The following is an 18,765-nucleotide window of genomic DNA, read 5'->3' on the forward strand; positions in this document are numbered from 1 at the left end:
TTATTAATCCTTAAAGGTTCAAAATTTTGCAAGGATTATTTTCCAGCCTTAGCACTCATATAAAAACTCAACTTTCCACCATTCATAATTTCAGAATGTTTCAGTGTGAAGTTTTTTATTTCTTTGCCATTGAGCAGAATTTTTTCAACATACACGTTTTTCGAACTCTGATTAACGGCTTCAATTTCAAACGTTTTATCGTTTTCCAAATTCAGAACTGCATGGTCTACAGCCGGACTTCCAATCGCATAATCTTCAGAACCGGGTGCTACAGGGTAAAATCCGAGCGAGCTTAAAATATACCATGCACTCATCTGTCCTGCATCATCATTTCCACCAAGTCCATCCGGTGTAGCTTTGTATTGCATTTCTAGAATACGGCGGATCTGAGCCTGGGTTTTCCAGGGCTGTCCTGCCCAGTTGTAAAAATAGGCAACGTGATGAGCCGGCTCGTTTCCGTGAACATAACCGCCGATAATTCCTTCTCTTGTAATATCTTCCGTGTCTGCAAAAAATTCGTCGGGAAGATGCATTGTGAACAGCTCATCTAATTTTGAAGCGAATTTTTTCTTCCCGCCCATCATTTTCATTAATTCATCCGGATTTTGAGGAACAAAAAAGCTGTAATTCCAGGAATTCCCTTCAATGAAACCCTGCCCGTGAGTACTCAGCGCATTAAAATCTTTTTTGAAGCTGCCGTCTGCTAACCGGGGACGCATGAAACCTGCTTTAGGATCGAAATTATTTTTCCAGTTTTCAGAACGTTTGATGAATTGATTATAAATTCCTGTTTCGCCTACATGTTTTGCGAGTTGGGCAATCGCCCAGTCATCATAAGCATATTCCAGGGTATTGGAAACTGAAGTTCCGTTTTTTTCAGCCGGAATATACCCCATATCTATATAATATCCGATGCCTTCATAATCTCTTTTATTAGCTGTTGCAATGCATGCTTTCAATACATCTTTGGGATCGCCGTTATAATTTCCTTTGATCACTGCATCGGCTGCTACACTTACACTGTGATAGCCACTCATACACCAGTTGTCGTTGGCATAATGGGACCATATCGGAAGCATTTTCATGGAGAACTGATCATAATGAGCCATCATCGATTTTACCATATCATTATTCCGTTTAGGCTGGATGATATTAAAGAAGGGATGAAGAGCGCGATACGTATCCCAGATGGAGAAAGTGGTGTAGTTGGTAAAGCCTTCTGCCTTATGGATATTCTGATCTAAACCTTTATATTCCCCATTGATATCCATGTAAGTGGTAGGGCTGATAAAAGTGTGATACATTGCCGTATAAAAGTTCATTTTTTCTGTTTCGGAACCTTTGATGACAATTTTATTAAGTTCTTTATTCCAGTTTTCCTGGGCTTTTGCCTTTACCTGATCAAATGACAGGTTTCCGGTTTCTTTTTCAAGGTTTTCTAATGCATTGGTCTGGCTTACGGGAGAAATGGCCAGCTTTACTTCGACAGCTTCGTTCTCTTGAGTATCGAAATCAAAATACATTTTCAGGTTTTTGCCGGCAATCTCAGGAAAGTTTTTATTCTGATCGAATTTTCTCCAGAAGCCTTTGTACACCTGTGGCCCGTCAAAGTTTTTCTGCCCGTATGATTTAAAAGGCTTTGAAAATTTCATCGCGAAATAAACCGTTCTGGTTCTTGCCCAGCCATTGGTCTGGCGGTATCCCGTCACCGTGCCGTTATTTTCTACACGTACGTAGGTCCATACATTTTTGCCTTCATAATTATAAATTCCTGCGGTAAGGTCTAAAATGATATGCGCCTGATCAGATTTTGGGAAGGTATACCGGTGAACTCCGGTTCTTGTGGAGGCGGTCAGTTCTGCAAGAATATTATGATCATCCAGCTTTACTTTGTAATATCCGGCTTCAGCTTTTTCGTTTTGATGGGAGAATCTACTTCGGTAGCCATTTTCAGGATTGGAGGCTGTTCCAGGGTTTAGCTGCAGTTTCCCAACGGTTGGCATGATTAGAAAATCTCCGAGGTCAGAATGTCCGGTTCCGCTGAAATGGGTAGAACTGAAACCTACAATGGTTTTGTCTTCATAACGGTATCCCGCGCAGTATTTATAAACCTCGCCGTTGTACTTTCCATTGAGCTCATACGAAATCGTATCAGTTTCCGGACTCAGCTGTACGGCTCCGAAAGGAACGGTAGCTCCGGGGTAGGTATGACCCATTTTTTCGGTTCCTATTAATGGATTTATATATTGATAGAGCTTTTCGAATTGTTGAGCTTTAAAATTTAAACTAAATAATAAAAATAATAGAAAAACAGAAGTTCCCGAATTTTTCATGAATAAGTAAATTTTCGAATGATAAAAGTAATCAAAATCAAAGAATAATTTACAAATCTTTGTATTGCTTTGCGTTTAATTATCAATAAGGATAGACCAATATTTTTGGAAAGCAATCTGCTTAATTAAAGATAAATAAAGGCACTTGGTTTACATAGGTAAGACAAATGTATATTTAATTTATTTTTCAGAAAACCGGAAACCAATTCCATGTAGATTTTCAATGATTATATTGTGTTCGTCAGCAAATACCTTTCGTAATCTGGAAATAAATACATCCAGACTCCGACCCATAAAATAGTCATCATCTCCCCAGATTGCTTTCAGTATGTCCTGTCTTTTAACAACTGTATTTTTGTGAAGGATAAAATATAAGAGCAGATCAGATTCTCTTTGTGTAAGGGTAATGGTATTTCCTGTATCCTGCAGAGTGTAATTCTTAGGGTCAAAATAATATTTTCCCACCTTGTGTTTTAGCGGAGAGATATCAGCTTTTCTGCTGCGTTTCAGGAAAACTTCAATCTTTAAAATTAATTCTTCTATACTGAACGGTTTTACCAGATAATCATCAGCGCCTATCTTGAGTCCTTTGATTCTATCTTCTTTCAAGGCTTTTGCAGAAATAAAAATAATAGGAATTTCAGAGTTGTTAGTACGAATGTGCTGTGCCAGCTCAAATCCGTTGAGCTCAGGCATCATAATATCCAGCAGGCAGATGTCAAAATTTTGGCTGTTGAAGGCTTCAAGAGCGGATTTTCCATCCGGATAATGATCTATGTCATAATAGCTTTCCAGGCTGTCCTGGATGAGGAAGGCTATAGTTTTATCATCTTCTGCATATAAAATTTTAGATTTTTCCATTACTTACATTATTAAAATTAAACGGAAAAAACAGAGTGACGGTAATTCCCTTGTCCGGATTATTCTCAACAGAAATTTTCCATTGATGCTGCTGGACAATTTTTTTTACATAAAATAGGCCTAGCCCAAAACCGTTGACCTCATCACTTTTTTTTGTGCTGACCCTGTAAAACTTATCAAAAATATGAGGGATATTTTTAGCAGGAATCCCCATTCCGTTATCTTTAAACTTTAAATATAAACCTTTTGAATCTTTATTCGATGAAATGGTAATATCGGGCTTTGTATCACAATATTTAACAGAGTTATCCAAAATGTTATAAATGATATTTGTAAAGTGAAATTCGTCTGCAATAATTGAAGGGTTATCTTCAATTTCTATATGAAGTGTGAGGTTTTCATTCTTTTGCTGTAGGGTATCAGCAATTTCCCGGATAAATGGGAGCAGTACTATTTTCTGAGGCTTTAATGACAGTCCTGAAGCATCATTTTTTGCAATATTTAATATTTTTTCAATGTGATTATTGAGTTTGTAGCTTTGATTGATAATGATAGAAGTGTAGGCTTCCAGTTTGGGATTTTCCTGTATCATATTATGCTTATTCAAGGCTTCTGATGCTAAGAGTATTGAAGATAAAGGGGTTTTGAATTCATGGGTCATATTATTGATGAAATCCCTCTGCAGTTCTGAGAATTTTTTTTGCTGAATAATCGTGTATATAGAATAAACATAAACAAGAAGGATGATGAAAAGTGCCAGTGTAAGCAAGTACCAAAACCGCAATGAACTGATCAGATAGGTTGTTTTGTCAGGAAAACGGATTGAAAAATAATAGATCAGGTTTTTATGTTTTGGAAAATTAATAACCTTATCACTAGGGGCTTCCTGGTTTTTCGACATATATTTTCCGTAAATCATTTTGTCGCTGTGGCAATTGTACAGGGCATACACATAATCTGTATTGATTTGGAAACGGGTAAATTCTGTTCTCAGATAATGCTCGAGAACTGCAGGATGAAATTCATTATTAATATTAACTACATAATAATCATTAGAAATGTTCTGTACAGGATTTTCGGTAAAAGAAGTTTTTCCTCCGGATAGTTTTTCCACAACTTCCAGTAGAGCGATATTAACCTTCTGGTTAAATTTTTTATCTTCAAGATTATAAGCCTGCCGGGTCCATAAAAGCTGTGCCGTCATAATTCCGATGATAGCAAAGAACCCGAGCGTTATAATAATATTGAGTTTTTTAATTTCCATTTCCTGGAGCAATATTATCCAAAAATATCTATTAATTTTTTATCATTAACAACTCGTTAACAAATGTTTGATAGCAATTAACAAGTTGTATGGTCAATCCGCTTTACATTTGCTATATCAAAAGATAATAACAGATTATTTTAATTTTATAACTCTTAAAATTTATACTCATGAAAAAATTAAAAATTACAGCCCTTTTAGCAGTTTTGGCATTCTCCCCATTTTATGCCAATGTATTTCCTGTTGAAAGCACTTCTATAGTAAAGACTATTGCAGATGCTATTAAATGGAAATCAGAATCTATAGACGTAGGAACTATTCCTCAGGGAAAACCTAAGCTGATCAGATTTGAATTTACCAATACCTCTTCAAAGCCTATAGTTATTGAAAATGTAGCTCCTTCATGCGGATGCACAACAGCAGATTATACTAAAACACCCATTCTTCCTGGAAAAAAAGGATTTGTAGAAGCAAGTTATAATGCAGCGAGCAAAGGGGCATTTATGAAAACAGTGAGTGTTACCACAAGCGATAGCAAAGCTCCGAAAACACTTTCTTTCAAAGGAGTAGTTTCATAATAAAAATTTTACAGCCAGTCATTATAGAAATAACCATGTAATTCTTTACATGGTTATTTTTTTATGATTTTGAACATAGCAGTATAATAACTATTTATAACATTATTATTTATCCCATTATTTTCAATGGCATCCATTCAATATTTAGTATTTTTAGGAAAAAATAAGATCATATGAATTTATATACACAGCCAATGTTGCGCGAAGGCGCATTACAGGATAAAGTAGCGATTGTAACCGGAGGCGGAAGCGGCCTTGGAAAAGCAATGACCAAATATTTTCTGGAACTGGGAGCAAAAGTGGTGATCACTTCCCGTAATCTGGAAAAATTACAGGGAACGGCAAAAGAACTGGAAGAGGAGACTGGCGGAAAAGTCCTGTGTGTTGCTTGTGACGTGAGAAACTGGGATGAGGTGGAAGCTATGAAAGAAGCTGCGTTGAAAGAATTCGGAAGAATTGATATTCTGTTGAACAATGCAGCCGGAAACTTCATTTCTCCGACGGAAAGATTAACACATTCAGCTTTTGATTCTATTTTGGATATTGTTTTAAAAGGAACGAAGAACTGTACTCTTTCTATCGGAAAGCATTGGATCGATTCCAAAAGTCCGGGAACTGTTTTAAATATTGTAACAACCTATGCATGGACTGGATCTGCTTACGTGGTTCCTTCAGCATGTGCCAAAGCAGGAGTTCTGGCAATGACCAGATCTTTAGCGGTAGAGTGGGCGAAATACGGGATCCGCTTCAACGCAATTGCGCCGGGACCTTTTCCAACTAAGGGAGCATGGGACAGACTTCTTCCTGGAGATCTTCAGGAAAAATTCGATATGAGAAAAAAAGTTCCTTTAAGAAGAGTAGGAGAGCATCAGGAGCTGGCTAACCTGGCTGCTTATCTGGCTTCAGATTATTCTGCTTATATGAATGGGGAAGTGGTGACCATAGATGGTGGAGAATGGCTTCAGGGAGCTGGAGAATTTAATATGCTTGAGGATATTCCAAAAGAAATGTGGGATGCACTGGAAGCGATGATTAAAGCAAAAAAAACAAACTAATTAAAATTTTTATAAAAATGGCCCGGATTTGTAACGATTCCGGGTTTTTTTATAACTTATCACAGAAATAGTATAACTTATTCCAATGAATTATAAACTTCCAAGCCTTATCGCAGCAGCGGCAGTCTTCTTGTTCTCAGGATCTGCTTTAGCACAGGAGAGTCCGAAATACAGTTATGTAGAAGCATTCAAGCCTTTCTTTTATCCCCAAACCGGTACAGAAACCCGTTCTGCAAGCGGACAGCCGGGGCATGCTTACTGGCAGAACTCGGCAGATTATGATCTGAATGTAAGTCTTAACGATGTAAAAAATGAAATTATCGGGACGGCTGAAATTACCTATACCAACAATAGTCCCGACCAGTTAGGTTTCTTATGGCTGCAGCTTGACCAGAATTTATTCTCAAAAGATTCCCGCGGTAATGCAGTTGTTCCGCCATCAGGAAGCAGAAACGGGGCCCACGGTGAAGAACTGGATGGAGGCTATAAAATTAAATCTGTAAAGCTTGATGGTAAAGATGTAAAATACACGATTACCGATACCAGAATGCAGATCGATCTTCCTAAAGAACTGAAAGCTAAAGGCGGTATTGCTAAAATAAAAATTGAATATTCCTTTACTTCCCCGGAATACGGGTCAGACAGAATGGGAGTTCAAAATACTAAAAACGGTAAAATATTTACGGTCGCTCAATGGTATCCAAGGATGTGTGTGTACGATGATGTAATGGGCTGGAATACTCTTCCTTATATTGGAGCGTCAGAATTTTATCTGGAATATGGTCATATTTCCGCCAACATTACAGTTCCTGCCAATCATTATGTAGTGGCATCCGGAGAGCTTCTGAACTATAAAGAAGTATACAGCAAAGAAGAAAATAACCGTTGGGAGCAGGCGAGGAACAGTGATAAAACAGTTATGATCCGTCCGGAATCCGAAATCGGGAAAAATCAGGCTTCAGGGACAAAAACATGGAAATTTAAAATTGACCAGACCCGCGATTTTGCATGGGCTTCGTCACCGGCATTTATTCTGGATGCTGCAAAAATAAACCTTCCGAGTGGTAAAAAATCTGTTGCCATATCAGCTTATCCTGCAGAAAGTGCAGGGGAAAAAGCGTGGGGGAGATCTACGGAATATACAAAAGCAGCTATTGAACATTATTCCCAGAAATGGTATGAATATACCTATCCGGCAGCAACCAATGTGGCAGGAAATGAAGGCGGAATGGAGTATCCCGGAATTGTATTCTGTCATATGGATTCCGCAGGTGAAGACCTTTGGGGAGTTACGGATCACGAATTCGGGCACAACTGGTTCCCGATGATTGTAGGTTCCAATGAAAGACTGTTTGCATGGATGGATGAGGGATTCAATACCTTTATCAATGATTTATCTACAAAAGCTTTTAACAACGGAGAATACTACAGGAAGAAAGATATTGCCAGAAGTGGAGCCTTTATGATGGGCGATAATATTGAACCCGTTATGGTAGGTCCGGATAATATGAAGGAAAGGAGCATAGGAGTTTTGGCTTACTTCAAGCCGGGGATGGGGCTGCAGATTTTAAGAGAGACAATTTTAGGTCCTGAAAAATTTGATAAAGCATTCAAAACCTATATTAACCGGTGGGCTTTCAAGCATCCTACGCCCTGGGATTTCTTCCACACCATGGAAAATGTTTCCGGAGAAGAACTGAACTGGTTCTGGAGAGGATGGTTTATCAATAAATGGAAGATCGATCAGTCTGTAAAAGATGTACAATACATTAACGGAGATTTTAAAAACGGTGCCCAGATCACTGTTGAAAATCTTGGTCAGCTTCCGATGCCTACAACAGTTCAGGTGAAATTTAAAGACGGTACCAAACAGGTCGTAAAAATTCCTGTTGAGGTTTGGAAGCGCAATACAGAATGGCTGTTCAACATCAATTCAAATAAAGAAATTAGTGAAGTAATGCTTGATCCGGATTCTATAGTTCCCGATGTTAATATGAAAAATAATATCTGGCCTACAGCACAGACTAAACCAGTTGAAAAAATCAATACGAAAGAGTTTGCAGGAACATATGGGACTACAAGTGATCCTATCAAGCTGGTCTTTACAGATAAAAACGGCCAGCTGTATGCCAAAGCAGGAAACCAGCCGGAATTCCCTCTCGAATATGCAGGAAACAACCAGTTTACTTTTGATGAAGCCGGAATAACGCTGGTATTTAGCAAAGATAAAAAAGGACTTGTTTTTAAACAGGCCGGAAGAGAATATAAATTTACCAAAGAATAAATGGTATATTGATCTTATAAAAACCGAAACTTCATAAATCTGAAGTTTCGGTTTTTTTGTTTGGAAAAGAGCTGGAAGGAAGAGGGAAGTCTGAAGATGGAAGCTCTATTGGTTCTTCGTTCGAGAATTAGGTTCATTGATAAGAATGATTAAATTTAAATAGGTATAAAACAGCCTTTAATTACTTTTTCCGGCTTCCCTCCAAAAATTAACAATAATATATCCCCAACTTTTATTATCTCTAATCAGGATATTCTATTTTTGTGATTCTAATTTAAAAATAAGATTATGAATTTCAGATTTTCAATCGTATCCCTGTTGTTCTTTGTACTGGGATTTTCGCAGAATCTTAAAGTGATGAGTTTCAATATCAGGCTGCAGGTTACATCAGATAAGGAAAATGCATGGACAGAAAGAAAACAGGATGTTGTAGATCTGTTAAATTATTATCATCCCGATTATTTCGGCGTTCAGGAAGCACTTCCCGAGCAGATGAAAGATATTAAAGCCGGCCTTAAGAATTACGATTATGTTGGAGTAGGAAGAGATGACGGAAAGGAAAAAGGGGAGTTCTCAGCTATTTTTTATGATACGAATAGGCTTCAGGTGATAAATTCCGGGACATTCTGGCTTTCGGAAACACCGGAAATACCTTCCAGAGGATGGGATGCAGCTCTTAATAGAATCTGTACCTATGCTTTTTTTAGAGATAAAAAATCCAAGAAAGAATTCCTGGCCATGAATCTACACTTTGATCATATCGGAAATGTGGCAAGAGTGAAATCTTCCGAACTTATTTTGAAGAAGATCAAAGAGATGAATCCTAAAAATCTTCCCGTAACCTTAAGCGGTGATTTTAACTTAACAGAGGATTCGGAGCCGATAAAAATCCTTTCCCAGAATTTGAACGACAGCTTTTATCATTCGGAAACAAAACCTTACGGGCCGAAAGGAACCTTTACCGCTTTCAATGTAAATGAAATCCCTAAAGACAGAATCGATTATATTTTCGTAAAAGGATTCAAAATAAAATCCCAAAGACATATTAATGACAGAAGAGAAAATCTGCTGTATCCATCGGATCACTTTCCGGTCTTGGCGGAACTTTCTTATTAATTCCTGATCAGTTTACCGGAAAATCAACTTCAAATCCAATTCCTCTCAGGGATTGGATTTTTATTTGAGGATCATTCATGAAATATTTTCTCAGGCGGCTGATGAAAACATCAAGGCTTCTTCCGGTAAAATAGTCATTGGTTTCCCAGAGATTATCCAGAATGTCATCCCTTTTGATCATCGTGCCATTGTATTTCAGAAGATACAGAAGAAGTTCACGTTCCCGGATCGTAAGGCGAACGTTTCCCTCAGGATGGGAAAGCAGAAGTTTTTCAGTATCTAAAAAATAGTTTCCGATCTTTATTTGTGGTGAAACGGCCGGCTGCGTTCTTTTAAGGATATTTTTGATCCTTAAAACCAGCTCTTCCGGATCGCATGGTTTGGCAATATAATCATCTGCACCAATCTTTAGTCCCATCAGGCGGTCTATTTTCTGGTTCTTGGCGGTCAGGAAAAGTAAGGGAAAAGTGTTTTTCTTCTTAAGGATCATTTTCGCTAAGGAAAAACCGTCGATGGAAGGCATCATGATGTCCAGAATACCAATGTGAAAAGGGAAATCTGTACATAAAAGGCTGACAATGTCTTCCGGGTTCTGAAACCACGCCACTTCAAAATCTTCCAGTTCCAGGTACTGCTTCAGGATCATCCCAAAATCCGGATCGTCTTCGGCTAAAAGGATCTTAGTTTTCATACGGAATAGATATTTTAAAGGTGGTTCCGGCTTTAAGGCGGCTGGAAACATCTATGTGACCATGATATTTTGCAATGATATTTTTTACAAAATAAAGTCCTAGCCCCAAGCCTTTAGTATTATGGATATTATTTGACTGGATTCTGTAAAACTTTTCAAAAATATGAATCAGCTCATTTTTCTCTATACCACAACCGTTGTCACTCACTTCTATTTTAAGATCTTGAGAACTTTTGCTGAGGTTTACTTTTACCTGAGAAGCTCCATATTTTACACTGTTTTCACACAGGTTTTTGATAATGGTTTCCATGAAATTTTTATCAAAGAGAAGTTCTTCCGAAACCTGGTTGGTCAATTCAAAATTTGTCTCAGGATAAGTGAAAGCGAGATCTTGCACAAAAAAGTTCCAATCTTCAGGTTTTATGGAGAAAACCTCTTCAGAGGTCTCATCTTTATGAAGCTGGAACATCAGGTTTTCAAGGCGGCTGATCTGGCGGTCGATGAGTGGCAGGGTTTCAGGATTCCATTCCTTTTTCAAAGCTTTCGACGCGATCTTTAAAGTGGCAATCGGAGTTTTGAATTCGTGCGAAATATTATCCACAACTGTGTGGAGAACTTCGACCTGTTTCTGCTGGCGGGCTAAATTTTTTACGGTAAAGATATAAAGCAAAAGAACACTTAGAAGAATGGCTGCACAGCAGATCGTAAGTAAAGCAAGTTCTTTAAATATGATCGTTTTGATGTTTAAGATCTCAAATCCCGTGTTGCTTTTGACCAAAAAAGAATCATTTCTGCCGGGTTTACCGTCTTTAGCAGAGAAGGTTGAAGTAGTTTCCCATGTCCCTGTATTGGAGATTCTCGGATTGACCACTTTATTGGTGGTTTCATAAAGAACCAGTGGACGGTCGATAAGGTGTGAACCGTCCGGAAGATACACAATAGAGGTATATTCAATTTTTGTAGCAATTTTGTAGCCTTCTTTCTTAAAGCTGTTGTCCACATAGTCATTTAAACGTGCCTCATTTTCTTTCCTATTCCTTCTAAAATATTCCAGAAAATCTTTTTTACTGACTTTTTTGTCATGATAATTAATCAGAATTTTCTGGATGCTATCATCTGTTTTGTTTTTGATACCACCCAAATCTTCCAGCTTATCGGTGTAACTCGATATTTTTTCATGAACTGTTCTGTAAATTTCACGCTCTTTTACCTGATAGGTCTTGTACATAAAGTATACCTGTATTCCCAGCAGGAAGAGGAATAGAGCTGCAAAAAGGGGGATGAGGTATTTGCTTTTGGTGATCATGAAAACAAAGATAAAACTTTAGTCTTTCCTTTTGCTGGCATTAACCCATCATTAACCTTCCATTAACCGAAATTCTCTTTGTAAATACTGAATTTTGAGCCGTCAAGCAGAGTAACATCCATGCTTTTCAGAATCAATTATGTATAAAATTTTTCTTTTCCTGTTTTTTCCAATGCTCTTGTCCGCACAGGTGCAGATTATCAAAGGTTCAGTGACGGACACTGAGAATGGAAAGCCAGCCTCTGCGGATATCGGAATTTATAATTTAAAAAATGAGCTGATCAAAACACTGAAAACAGATACAGACGGGCAATTCCATTTAGAAGGCATAGCCGTTGATTCGGTGAAAATAACAGTCAAAAAAACAGATTATACTCCTTTTGAAAAGATAATAAGTTTACAAAAGGATAATGGACTTTTAAAGATCTTTCTTAAGAAAGAAACCCGGGAAATAGAAGCTGTCGTTATGACCAAACAGAAACCGATGGTCACCAGAAAAGTAGACAGACTGGAATTCAATGTAGAAAACAGCAATATTTCTTCTCTTAATGCCTGGGAGATTTTAAAGAAAACGCCGAGTGTTACAATAAACAATGATGTGATCGCCATCAAAGGAGGAACGGGAATTTTGGTAACCATTAATGATAAAAAGGTAATGCTGACTGGTGATGAGCTCAAAAATTTTCTTGAAAACACACAGGGAGACGAAATAAAATCGGTAGAAGTCATCACCAATCCACCAGCAAAATATGAAGCATCCGGCAGCGCAGTCCTGAATATTGTGATGAAAAAAAATAAGATCGAAGGCTACCGCGGAATTGTTTCCTCCAAATATGTTCAGACCCAATATGCAAAAGGAGTTGTAGGGGTCTCCCAATATTATAAGAAAGACAAGCTTTCATTGATGGGAAGTTATTACAGAGGTTTTGGAACGTACTATCGTGAGGGAACAGATTATGTGAATTACCAGGAAAGCCAGAAGAGATGGGTGAGTACGATGAACAGAAAGGACAAGAACAGAGCGCAGAATACCCTCAACTTCAATGCTGAATATGAAATTGACAGCCTGACAAATATGAGTCTGAATTATTCAGGATACTTTAGTCCGAAGTCTTTTGGAACTTACGTCGTTCCTACATTCATCTACAACAGTCAGGATATTGCAGAGTCTGATTATACAACGGTTAATGATCATCAGTCCCGGACGATCAATAATTCATTAAGCTTTCAGGTTGACAGAAAACTTAATAAGAAGAGCAGCCTTTCATGGATCAGTTATTTTACCGGAAACAACGTGGATAAATATCAAAATGTACTGACTCACCTGAATTTTGCAGGGGAAGCACCAAAGGATGATAATTTTTTCACCCAAAATAAAACAGATGTCCAGCTGTATTCCACACAGGCTGATTATCAGTGGAAAGATAAAAAGCTTGAGATAGAGTCCGGACTGAAGTACAGTTTTGTGAAAACAATGAGCGGACTGGATTTTTCCGACAACGAAAACGGCTCTCTTCAATTGCGTCCGGAGAAAAGCAGCCTGTTTGATTACAAGGAACATAATTTTGCGGCCTATTCGTCATTGGCTTACAATCTTGGAAAATGGAATTTTAAAGGTGGTCTTCGCGCTGAAATGACGGATCTGGAAGGGGTAGTATCCGAACCTTATGAACGCAACAAAAATAAGTACTGGAGTCTTTTTCCGACTTTTTATGTTCAGTATTCCACGGAAAGTAAGCATGAATTCGGGTTTTCCTACGGGAAAAGAATCATCAGGCCTTCTTATTCCTGGCTAAATCCTGCGAAGTCATATTATAATTTATTCTCCTATTACCAGGGAGACCCGCAACTGAAAGCTACCATTATTCATAACCTCAATCTGACGTATTCCTGGAAAGGTTGGAATCTGGATTTATACTATAGAAAAGAGATCTATCCGTCTATGGAAATTTCATTCCAGGAACCCAGTACGAATAATCTGATCTATTATTTTACCAATATTGAAAAAGGTCAGGCTTTTGGAGCCAGCATGTACAAGAGCTTTCAGATCAAACCGTGGTGGACATTGATCGTTTCTGAAAACCTGGAGCACAACGAAAATTATTTCAAAGGACTTGATGGACTTCTGTATAAAAATAAGGTCTGGAACTGGGTGTCCAATGTTTCAACAGCAATTACTTTAGATAAAAGTAATGACTGGAAAATGGAGATTGGGCACAAGTATTATTCACCTGGGATACAAGGAACTTTTACGATCTCCAGCGCATGGTCTGCTTATCTTGCAATGAACCGTAAATTCTTTGATAAAAAACTGGAAGCCTCATTTATTTTCAATGATATTTTCAGGAGCATGGGGCAGAAGGTAAGTACAAAATATGCCAATCAGGACAATTATTTTCTGGATTACGGAGATACTCAGGGATTCACACTCTCTCTTAAATTCAATTTTGGAAACCAGTCCGTGAAGAATGCAAGAACTATTAAGAAAACAGATGAAGAGGATAGATTATAGAAGATTGCTGTTACTTATTGATTACAGAAATTATATAACATGTTCAATACCTTTCGTCCCTCGGCATCAGCCTTTATAAAAAATAAAGAACTGGTATCCATAAAAACATTATTATAGAAGAAATTCCTTTTCTGTGTGACATTTTCGCTAATTTTGATATTTATTTTTTAAAATTAGAGATATGAAACAATTTCTTTATGCTCTGGTAGCTACTGTTTCGATGCAGCAGATCGCTGCCCAGGAGCTGTATATGCCAAGAAATATTAAGAAAGCCTATGAAAAAGGAACCCGTGATATTTCTGGTGCTCCGGGCAAAAACTATTGGCAGAATAAAGGGATTTATAATGTTGAGGTAAAAGTGGATGCGGGAAGCAAAACAGTTTCCGGAAAAGAAACGATCACATACAGCAATAACAGCCCTGATGTACTTCATGAACTGGCAATCAGATTTGTAAATAACCTTCATAAGCCACAGTCGCCGAGATCTGGTTCTGTGTCCAAAGATTTCCTGTCTTCAGGTCTTCATATTAAATCTATGATCATCAATGGTGAGAAATATATGGTAAACAGCGATGATTGGGGAACCGTAGAAAAAGTAAAGCTGAATAAAGCACTCAAGGCCGGAGCTAAAGCTGAAGTGAAAATAGAATGGGAATATCCGCTTTCCATACAAAGCGGAAGAGAAGGGCAGATAGATCCTGAAACTTTTTATGTAGCCTATTCTTTCCCGAGGATTTCCGTTTATGATGATTACAATGGCTGGGATATGCTTCCCCATTCAGACAGACAGGAGTTTTATAATGATTTTAATGATTACAGTTTTACCATTTTAGCACCAAAGAATTTTGTAGTATGGGCTACCGGTGATTTTCTGAATCCTGAAGCAGTACTTCAGCAGGAATATTTAAAAAGATATAAAACTTCTCTTAAAAGCGACAAAGTGATCCATATTGCTTCTGAGGAGGAAATGAAATCCGGAAAAGTAACCAGGCAGAACAAATGGAATGTCTGGAAATTCAAAGCCAATCATATTACGGATTTTTGCTTTGCATTAAGCAGTCATTATGTTTGGGATGCAGCAAGCGTTCAGTTAAAAACAAAAAGAGCAAGTGTCCAGGCAGGATATAAAGCCGGAGCAAAAGACTTTGAGCAATATGTAGACTGGATGCGTTATAATCTGGATTGGTTCTCAAAAAAATGGCCGGGCGTGGAATATCCTTATAATGTTATGACTGCGATTCAGGGATATGCGGATATGGAATACCCAATGATGATTAATGATACAAGTATTCCTGATGATCTTCGCGATGCAAGGCTTACCGCAGATCACGAGATTGCCCATACCTATTTCCCTTTTTATATGGGAATCAATGAAACCCGGTATGCTTTTATGGATGAAGGTTGGGCAACTACCCTTGAATACCTGATCGGAATTGATGAAAACGGTGAAGCCGCGGCAAAAGAATTCTATAAAAATTTCCGTGTCAAAAAATGGATCAACGATCCTTCTGCAGAACAGGACCAGCCGGTTATTACCATGAGTACACAGGTAAGCGGAGCCGGATACGGAAACAATTCCTATGTAAAAGCATCCCTGTCTTATCTTGCATTGAAAGATTATTTAGGAGATGAACTGTTTAAAAAAGCGTTTCTGCATTATATGAACAACTGGAATGGAAAACACCCGGTACCTTGGGATTATTTTAATTCAATGAACGCAGGTTCCGGGAAAAACCTGAACTGGTTCTTCCAAAACTGGTTCTATACCAATAATTATATTGATCTGAAAATAACCGACATTATACAGCTTAACGATCTTCTTACAGTCAACGTAGATAATGTTGGAGGCTTTGCAATTCCTTTTGATGCTGTCTTAAATTATGAAGACGGATCGGTGGAAAAGCTTCATTTTTCACCTTCCTTATGGGAAAAAAACCAGATACATGCAGCCCTTGCGATCCCTATTAAAAAGAAAGTAAAATCGGTGACGCTGGATGGAGATATTTTTATGGATTATACCCCTGATAATAATACGATATCATTATAAAAGAAAAGCCTGAACAGAAAATTCAGGCTTTTTATTGAAATCAATTTAAATTTTAATAAAGTCTTAGTCCAGCTCTTGCTCCTGTAGAAGCTACTACAGATTGCATTCTGGTTTTTTGTCCGGAAGAGAACATGAACATTGCTGCGTCATCCACATAATCCATATAATTCATAAACATTACAGATCTTTGAACTCCAGTACAAGTGTTGTATAATGGATAAGTAGGTTTTCCATAATTAGCACCTGTTTGTGTAGGAGTATCTGTTACCAAATCATTTCCACAATTAGCGTCTCCCCAAATGTGTCTAAGATTCAAATAATGTCCTACTTCATGAGTAGCAGTTCTTCCTAAGTCATAAGGTGCAGACGATGTATTTCCGAAATATTTAGCTGCAATTACTACCCCGTCATTCCAAAGTCCTGCAGATTCCGGAAACGTTGCATAGCCAAGTATTCCTCCCATATCACTAACTACCCATATATTAAAATAATGTGTAGGATCGGTAGCGTCTATTCCTTTAGTTGATGTTTTTTTCATCGCATCATTTGTTCTCCAGCTTCTTACAGTTGTGGATTTTCTGTTAACCGTTACCAATCGGAATTTAACACCGATATTACCTGCTGCAGTAGAAGCGAATTCTGCCGGAATTTTATTAATATCACTATTAGTAGCAGAGTAATCTGCATTTAATGTATTGATTTGGGATTGAATCTGGGCATCAGAAATATTTTCTGCAGAAGTTCTATACAATACATTAACAATAACAGGGATTTCTATGGTTCCGTCTGCCAGAACTTTTCCCATTTTTAAATCATTGGCAAATTTTTCGGTATTTGCTTCCAGTTTAACGAATCTTTGTCTGAGTTCCGCGTTGTTTTTTAATGCTTCCTGTCTTACTTCTTCAGATGCGCAACCTCTCTTAAACATACTAGCTGAAGAGGCATCTTCCTTTGCAGGGTTTTCGTTTTGGTTTGTCATATTGTCGCTGTTACAAGCTGACATAAAGCCTAATACAACGGCTCCCAATAATAGTTTTTTCATAAAGTTGTTATTTTGTATAGTTTCAGAGTGTGAATTTATATTATTAAAAATTATTATGCAACACTTTTTCAATTTTTATTATTGATGTAATAATATTTTACTCAATTCGTTGTGTTTATTATTACTAATTTGGACTTGTGTTGATTTTATGTTAATTTGATGATTGACGGAAAAATAATTTAATTTTTTTAAAATTTATAGCAAAATTTTAATTTTTTTGAATTTGAAATAGGTTATTTTGTTTATTATTAATATGAATTACAGCAAATGGGTTTTAAGTTCAAATTCTCTTATTAGAAATACTTTATTCAGCATTTTACTCATATGTCCTGATAACTCATAGTTTAAAAATACTTAATCATTAAATAAAAAGCCTGAAGGAAAACTTCAGGCTCTTATATTTAAGTTAATTTGGATCTTGTTATCTTAATCCAGCTCTTGGACCGGCTGCAGCTACTACGGCCTGCATTCTTGTTTTTTGGTTGGCAGAGAACATGAACATAGCTTTATCATCTACATAATCCATATAGTTCATAAACATTTGGGACCGGCTTACTCCTCCGCAAACTCTGTTTAAAGGATAAGATGGTGTTCCGTAGTTAGGTCCCGGAGAAGTAGGAGTGTCATTAGAATAATCTGTCTGACAGCCTGTGTTGGATGATCCCCAAAGGTGAGGCAGGTTTAAATAGTGGCCTACTTCATGCGTAACTGTTCTACCTAAATTGAATGGAGCGGAAGCACCTGTTTTCCCGATGTACTGATAGCCTATGACAAGTCCGTCATACCATAAACCGGCAGATTCAGGATAATAAGCGTATCCCAATGTCCCGGGCTGGCTATTCTCATCAAGGATAGAATTAACCACCCAGATATTCAGGTTTTTAGTAGGATCAGTTGCATTAATACCTCCGGTAGTTGATTTTTTCATTTCTTCCAGATCGGATCTCCAGCCTGTTTTTGTATATTGCTTACGGTTGGTTGTCACCAGTTTAAAACGGATCTTTACATCACCCGCTGCTGCTGGCTGAAATGCAGATGGTATGTTAGCAACATCAGAATTGGTAGCACCATAGTCTGCATTTAATACTGCGATTTGTTCTGCAATTCTTGCGTCAGAAATATTTTGGGTAGAAGTGTTATAGATCACATTGAAAACAACCGGAATTTCCACTGTTCCATCTGCAAGCACTTTGCCCATCATAATGTCTCTTGAAAACTTTTCAGACTGTAACTCATTAGCTTCAAATCTGGCTCTTAATGCCGGATCGCTTTTGAGCGCCTTTTCCCTTATGATATCTGAAGGACAGGCTCTTTTTGAAGCCATAGTGCTTGAAGGATTTCCCGGATCCTGAGATATATCCTCCTGATTGGATATATTATCACTTGTACAAGCTGACATGAAGCCCAGAACGAGAGCCCCGAAGAATAGTTTTTTCATAATATATTGTAAATGGTTTGCTCTCCAAATTTATATTATAAAAAATTAATACACAAAAATATTCAAACATATTTGAATAATTGCTATTAAAAAGCGGAAGTTGTTGAGTATTATTTTGTTTTCAGCTTTTTTAATTGAATTTTAATTAATTTTACAATTTCAATTTAAATATTTTTCACTTAAAATTGTTTTAATTAAAAATATTTACTTTAATTATTTTAACTGATTTATATTTTTA

General features: G+C 37.4%; 13 protein-coding genes. 6 read left to right on the top strand and 7 right to left on the bottom strand.

The window, feature by feature from the left end:
* Positions 1 to 35: 35 nt before the first annotated feature.
* From DRF61_RS11930 to DRF61_RS11940, 3 genes are all read right to left on the bottom strand, one after another.
* Entirely contained in the window at positions 36 to 2,333 is a 2,298-nt protein-coding gene (locus tag DRF61_RS11930) for a GH92 family glycosyl hydrolase (protein WP_111957265.1), read from the bottom strand.
* A gap of 180 nt (positions 2,334 to 2,513) precedes the next feature.
* Positions 2,514 to 3,194, bottom strand: coding sequence for a response regulator transcription factor (locus DRF61_RS11935; protein ID WP_111957267.1), 681 nt, complete (start codon positions 3,192 to 3,194; stop codon positions 2,514 to 2,516).
* Entirely contained in the window at positions 3,181 to 4,458 is a 1,278-nt protein-coding gene (locus DRF61_RS11940) for a sensor histidine kinase (RefSeq protein WP_111957269.1), read from the bottom strand. The genes DRF61_RS11935 and DRF61_RS11940 overlap by 14 nt, the downstream gene beginning before the upstream one ends.
* A 170-nt stretch (positions 4,459 to 4,628) precedes the next feature.
* Between DRF61_RS11940 and DRF61_RS11945 the strand changes: the two genes are divergently transcribed.
* The 4 genes from DRF61_RS11945 to DRF61_RS11960 all read left to right on the top strand — a co-directional run bounded on the left by DRF61_RS11945 (position 4,629) and on the right by DRF61_RS11960 (position 9,491).
* Positions 4,629 to 5,036, top strand: a complete 408-nt coding sequence (locus tag DRF61_RS11945; RefSeq protein WP_111957271.1) for a DUF1573 domain-containing protein — start codon at positions 4,629 to 4,631, stop codon at positions 5,034 to 5,036.
* A 173-nt stretch (positions 5,037 to 5,209) separates the two neighbouring features.
* A complete protein-coding gene (locus DRF61_RS11950; RefSeq protein WP_111957273.1) occupies positions 5,210 to 6,091 on the top strand; it encodes an SDR family oxidoreductase in 882 nt (293 codons plus the stop codon).
* 85 nt (positions 6,092 to 6,176) lie between these two features.
* Positions 6,177 to 8,375, top strand: coding sequence for a M1 family metallopeptidase (locus DRF61_RS11955; protein WP_111957275.1), 2,199 nt, complete (start codon positions 6,177 to 6,179; stop codon positions 8,373 to 8,375).
* A 288-nt stretch (positions 8,376 to 8,663) separates the two neighbouring features.
* Complete coding sequence (locus DRF61_RS11960; protein WP_111957277.1) at positions 8,664 to 9,491, top strand: endonuclease/exonuclease/phosphatase family protein; 828 nt, start codon at positions 8,664 to 8,666, stop codon at positions 9,489 to 9,491.
* 7 nt (positions 9,492 to 9,498) lie between these two features.
* Here DRF61_RS11960 and DRF61_RS11965 read toward each other — a convergent pair whose 3' ends face one another.
* A complete protein-coding gene (locus DRF61_RS11965) occupies positions 9,499 to 10,182 on the bottom strand; it encodes a response regulator transcription factor (protein WP_111957279.1) in 684 nt (227 codons plus the stop codon).
* Positions 10,172 to 11,488, bottom strand: coding sequence for a sensor histidine kinase (locus DRF61_RS11970; RefSeq protein WP_111957281.1), 1,317 nt, complete (start codon positions 11,486 to 11,488; stop codon positions 10,172 to 10,174). Before DRF61_RS11970 ends, DRF61_RS11965 begins: the two co-directional genes overlap by 11 nt.
* 139 nt (positions 11,489 to 11,627) lie before the next feature.
* Here DRF61_RS11970 and DRF61_RS11975 point away from each other — a divergent pair, with 139 nt between their 5' ends.
* Together DRF61_RS11975 and DRF61_RS11980 are read left to right on the top strand one after the other, a co-directional pair.
* Positions 11,628 to 14,000 carry an outer membrane beta-barrel family protein gene (locus tag DRF61_RS11975; protein WP_111957283.1) on the top strand — a complete coding sequence of 791 codons (2,373 nt, stop codon included), beginning with the start codon at positions 11,628 to 11,630 and terminating at the stop codon, positions 13,998 to 14,000.
* 181 nt (positions 14,001 to 14,181) lie between these two features.
* A complete protein-coding gene (locus DRF61_RS11980) occupies positions 14,182 to 16,047 on the top strand; it encodes a M1 family metallopeptidase (protein WP_111957285.1) in 1,866 nt (621 codons plus the stop codon).
* Positions 16,048 to 16,099: 52 nt separating this feature from the next.
* Here DRF61_RS11980 and DRF61_RS11985 read toward each other — a convergent pair whose 3' ends face one another.
* The gene (locus DRF61_RS11985; RefSeq protein ID WP_111957287.1) at positions 16,100 to 17,089 is read right to left on the bottom strand and encodes a zinc metalloprotease; all 990 of its coding nucleotides are present in this window, start codon (positions 17,087 to 17,089) and stop codon (positions 16,100 to 16,102) included.
* 421 nt (positions 17,090 to 17,510) lie between these two features.
* Positions 17,511 to 18,527 carry a zinc metalloprotease gene (locus tag DRF61_RS11990; protein ID WP_111957289.1) on the bottom strand — a complete coding sequence of 339 codons (1,017 nt, stop codon included), beginning with the start codon at positions 18,525 to 18,527 and terminating at the stop codon, positions 17,511 to 17,513.
* Positions 18,528 to 18,765: the final 238 nt, after the last annotated feature.

Source organism: Chryseobacterium lathyri (genome assembly GCF_003290185.1).
Classification (GTDB): Bacteria; Bacteroidota; Bacteroidia; order Flavobacteriales; family Weeksellaceae; genus Chryseobacterium; species Chryseobacterium lathyri.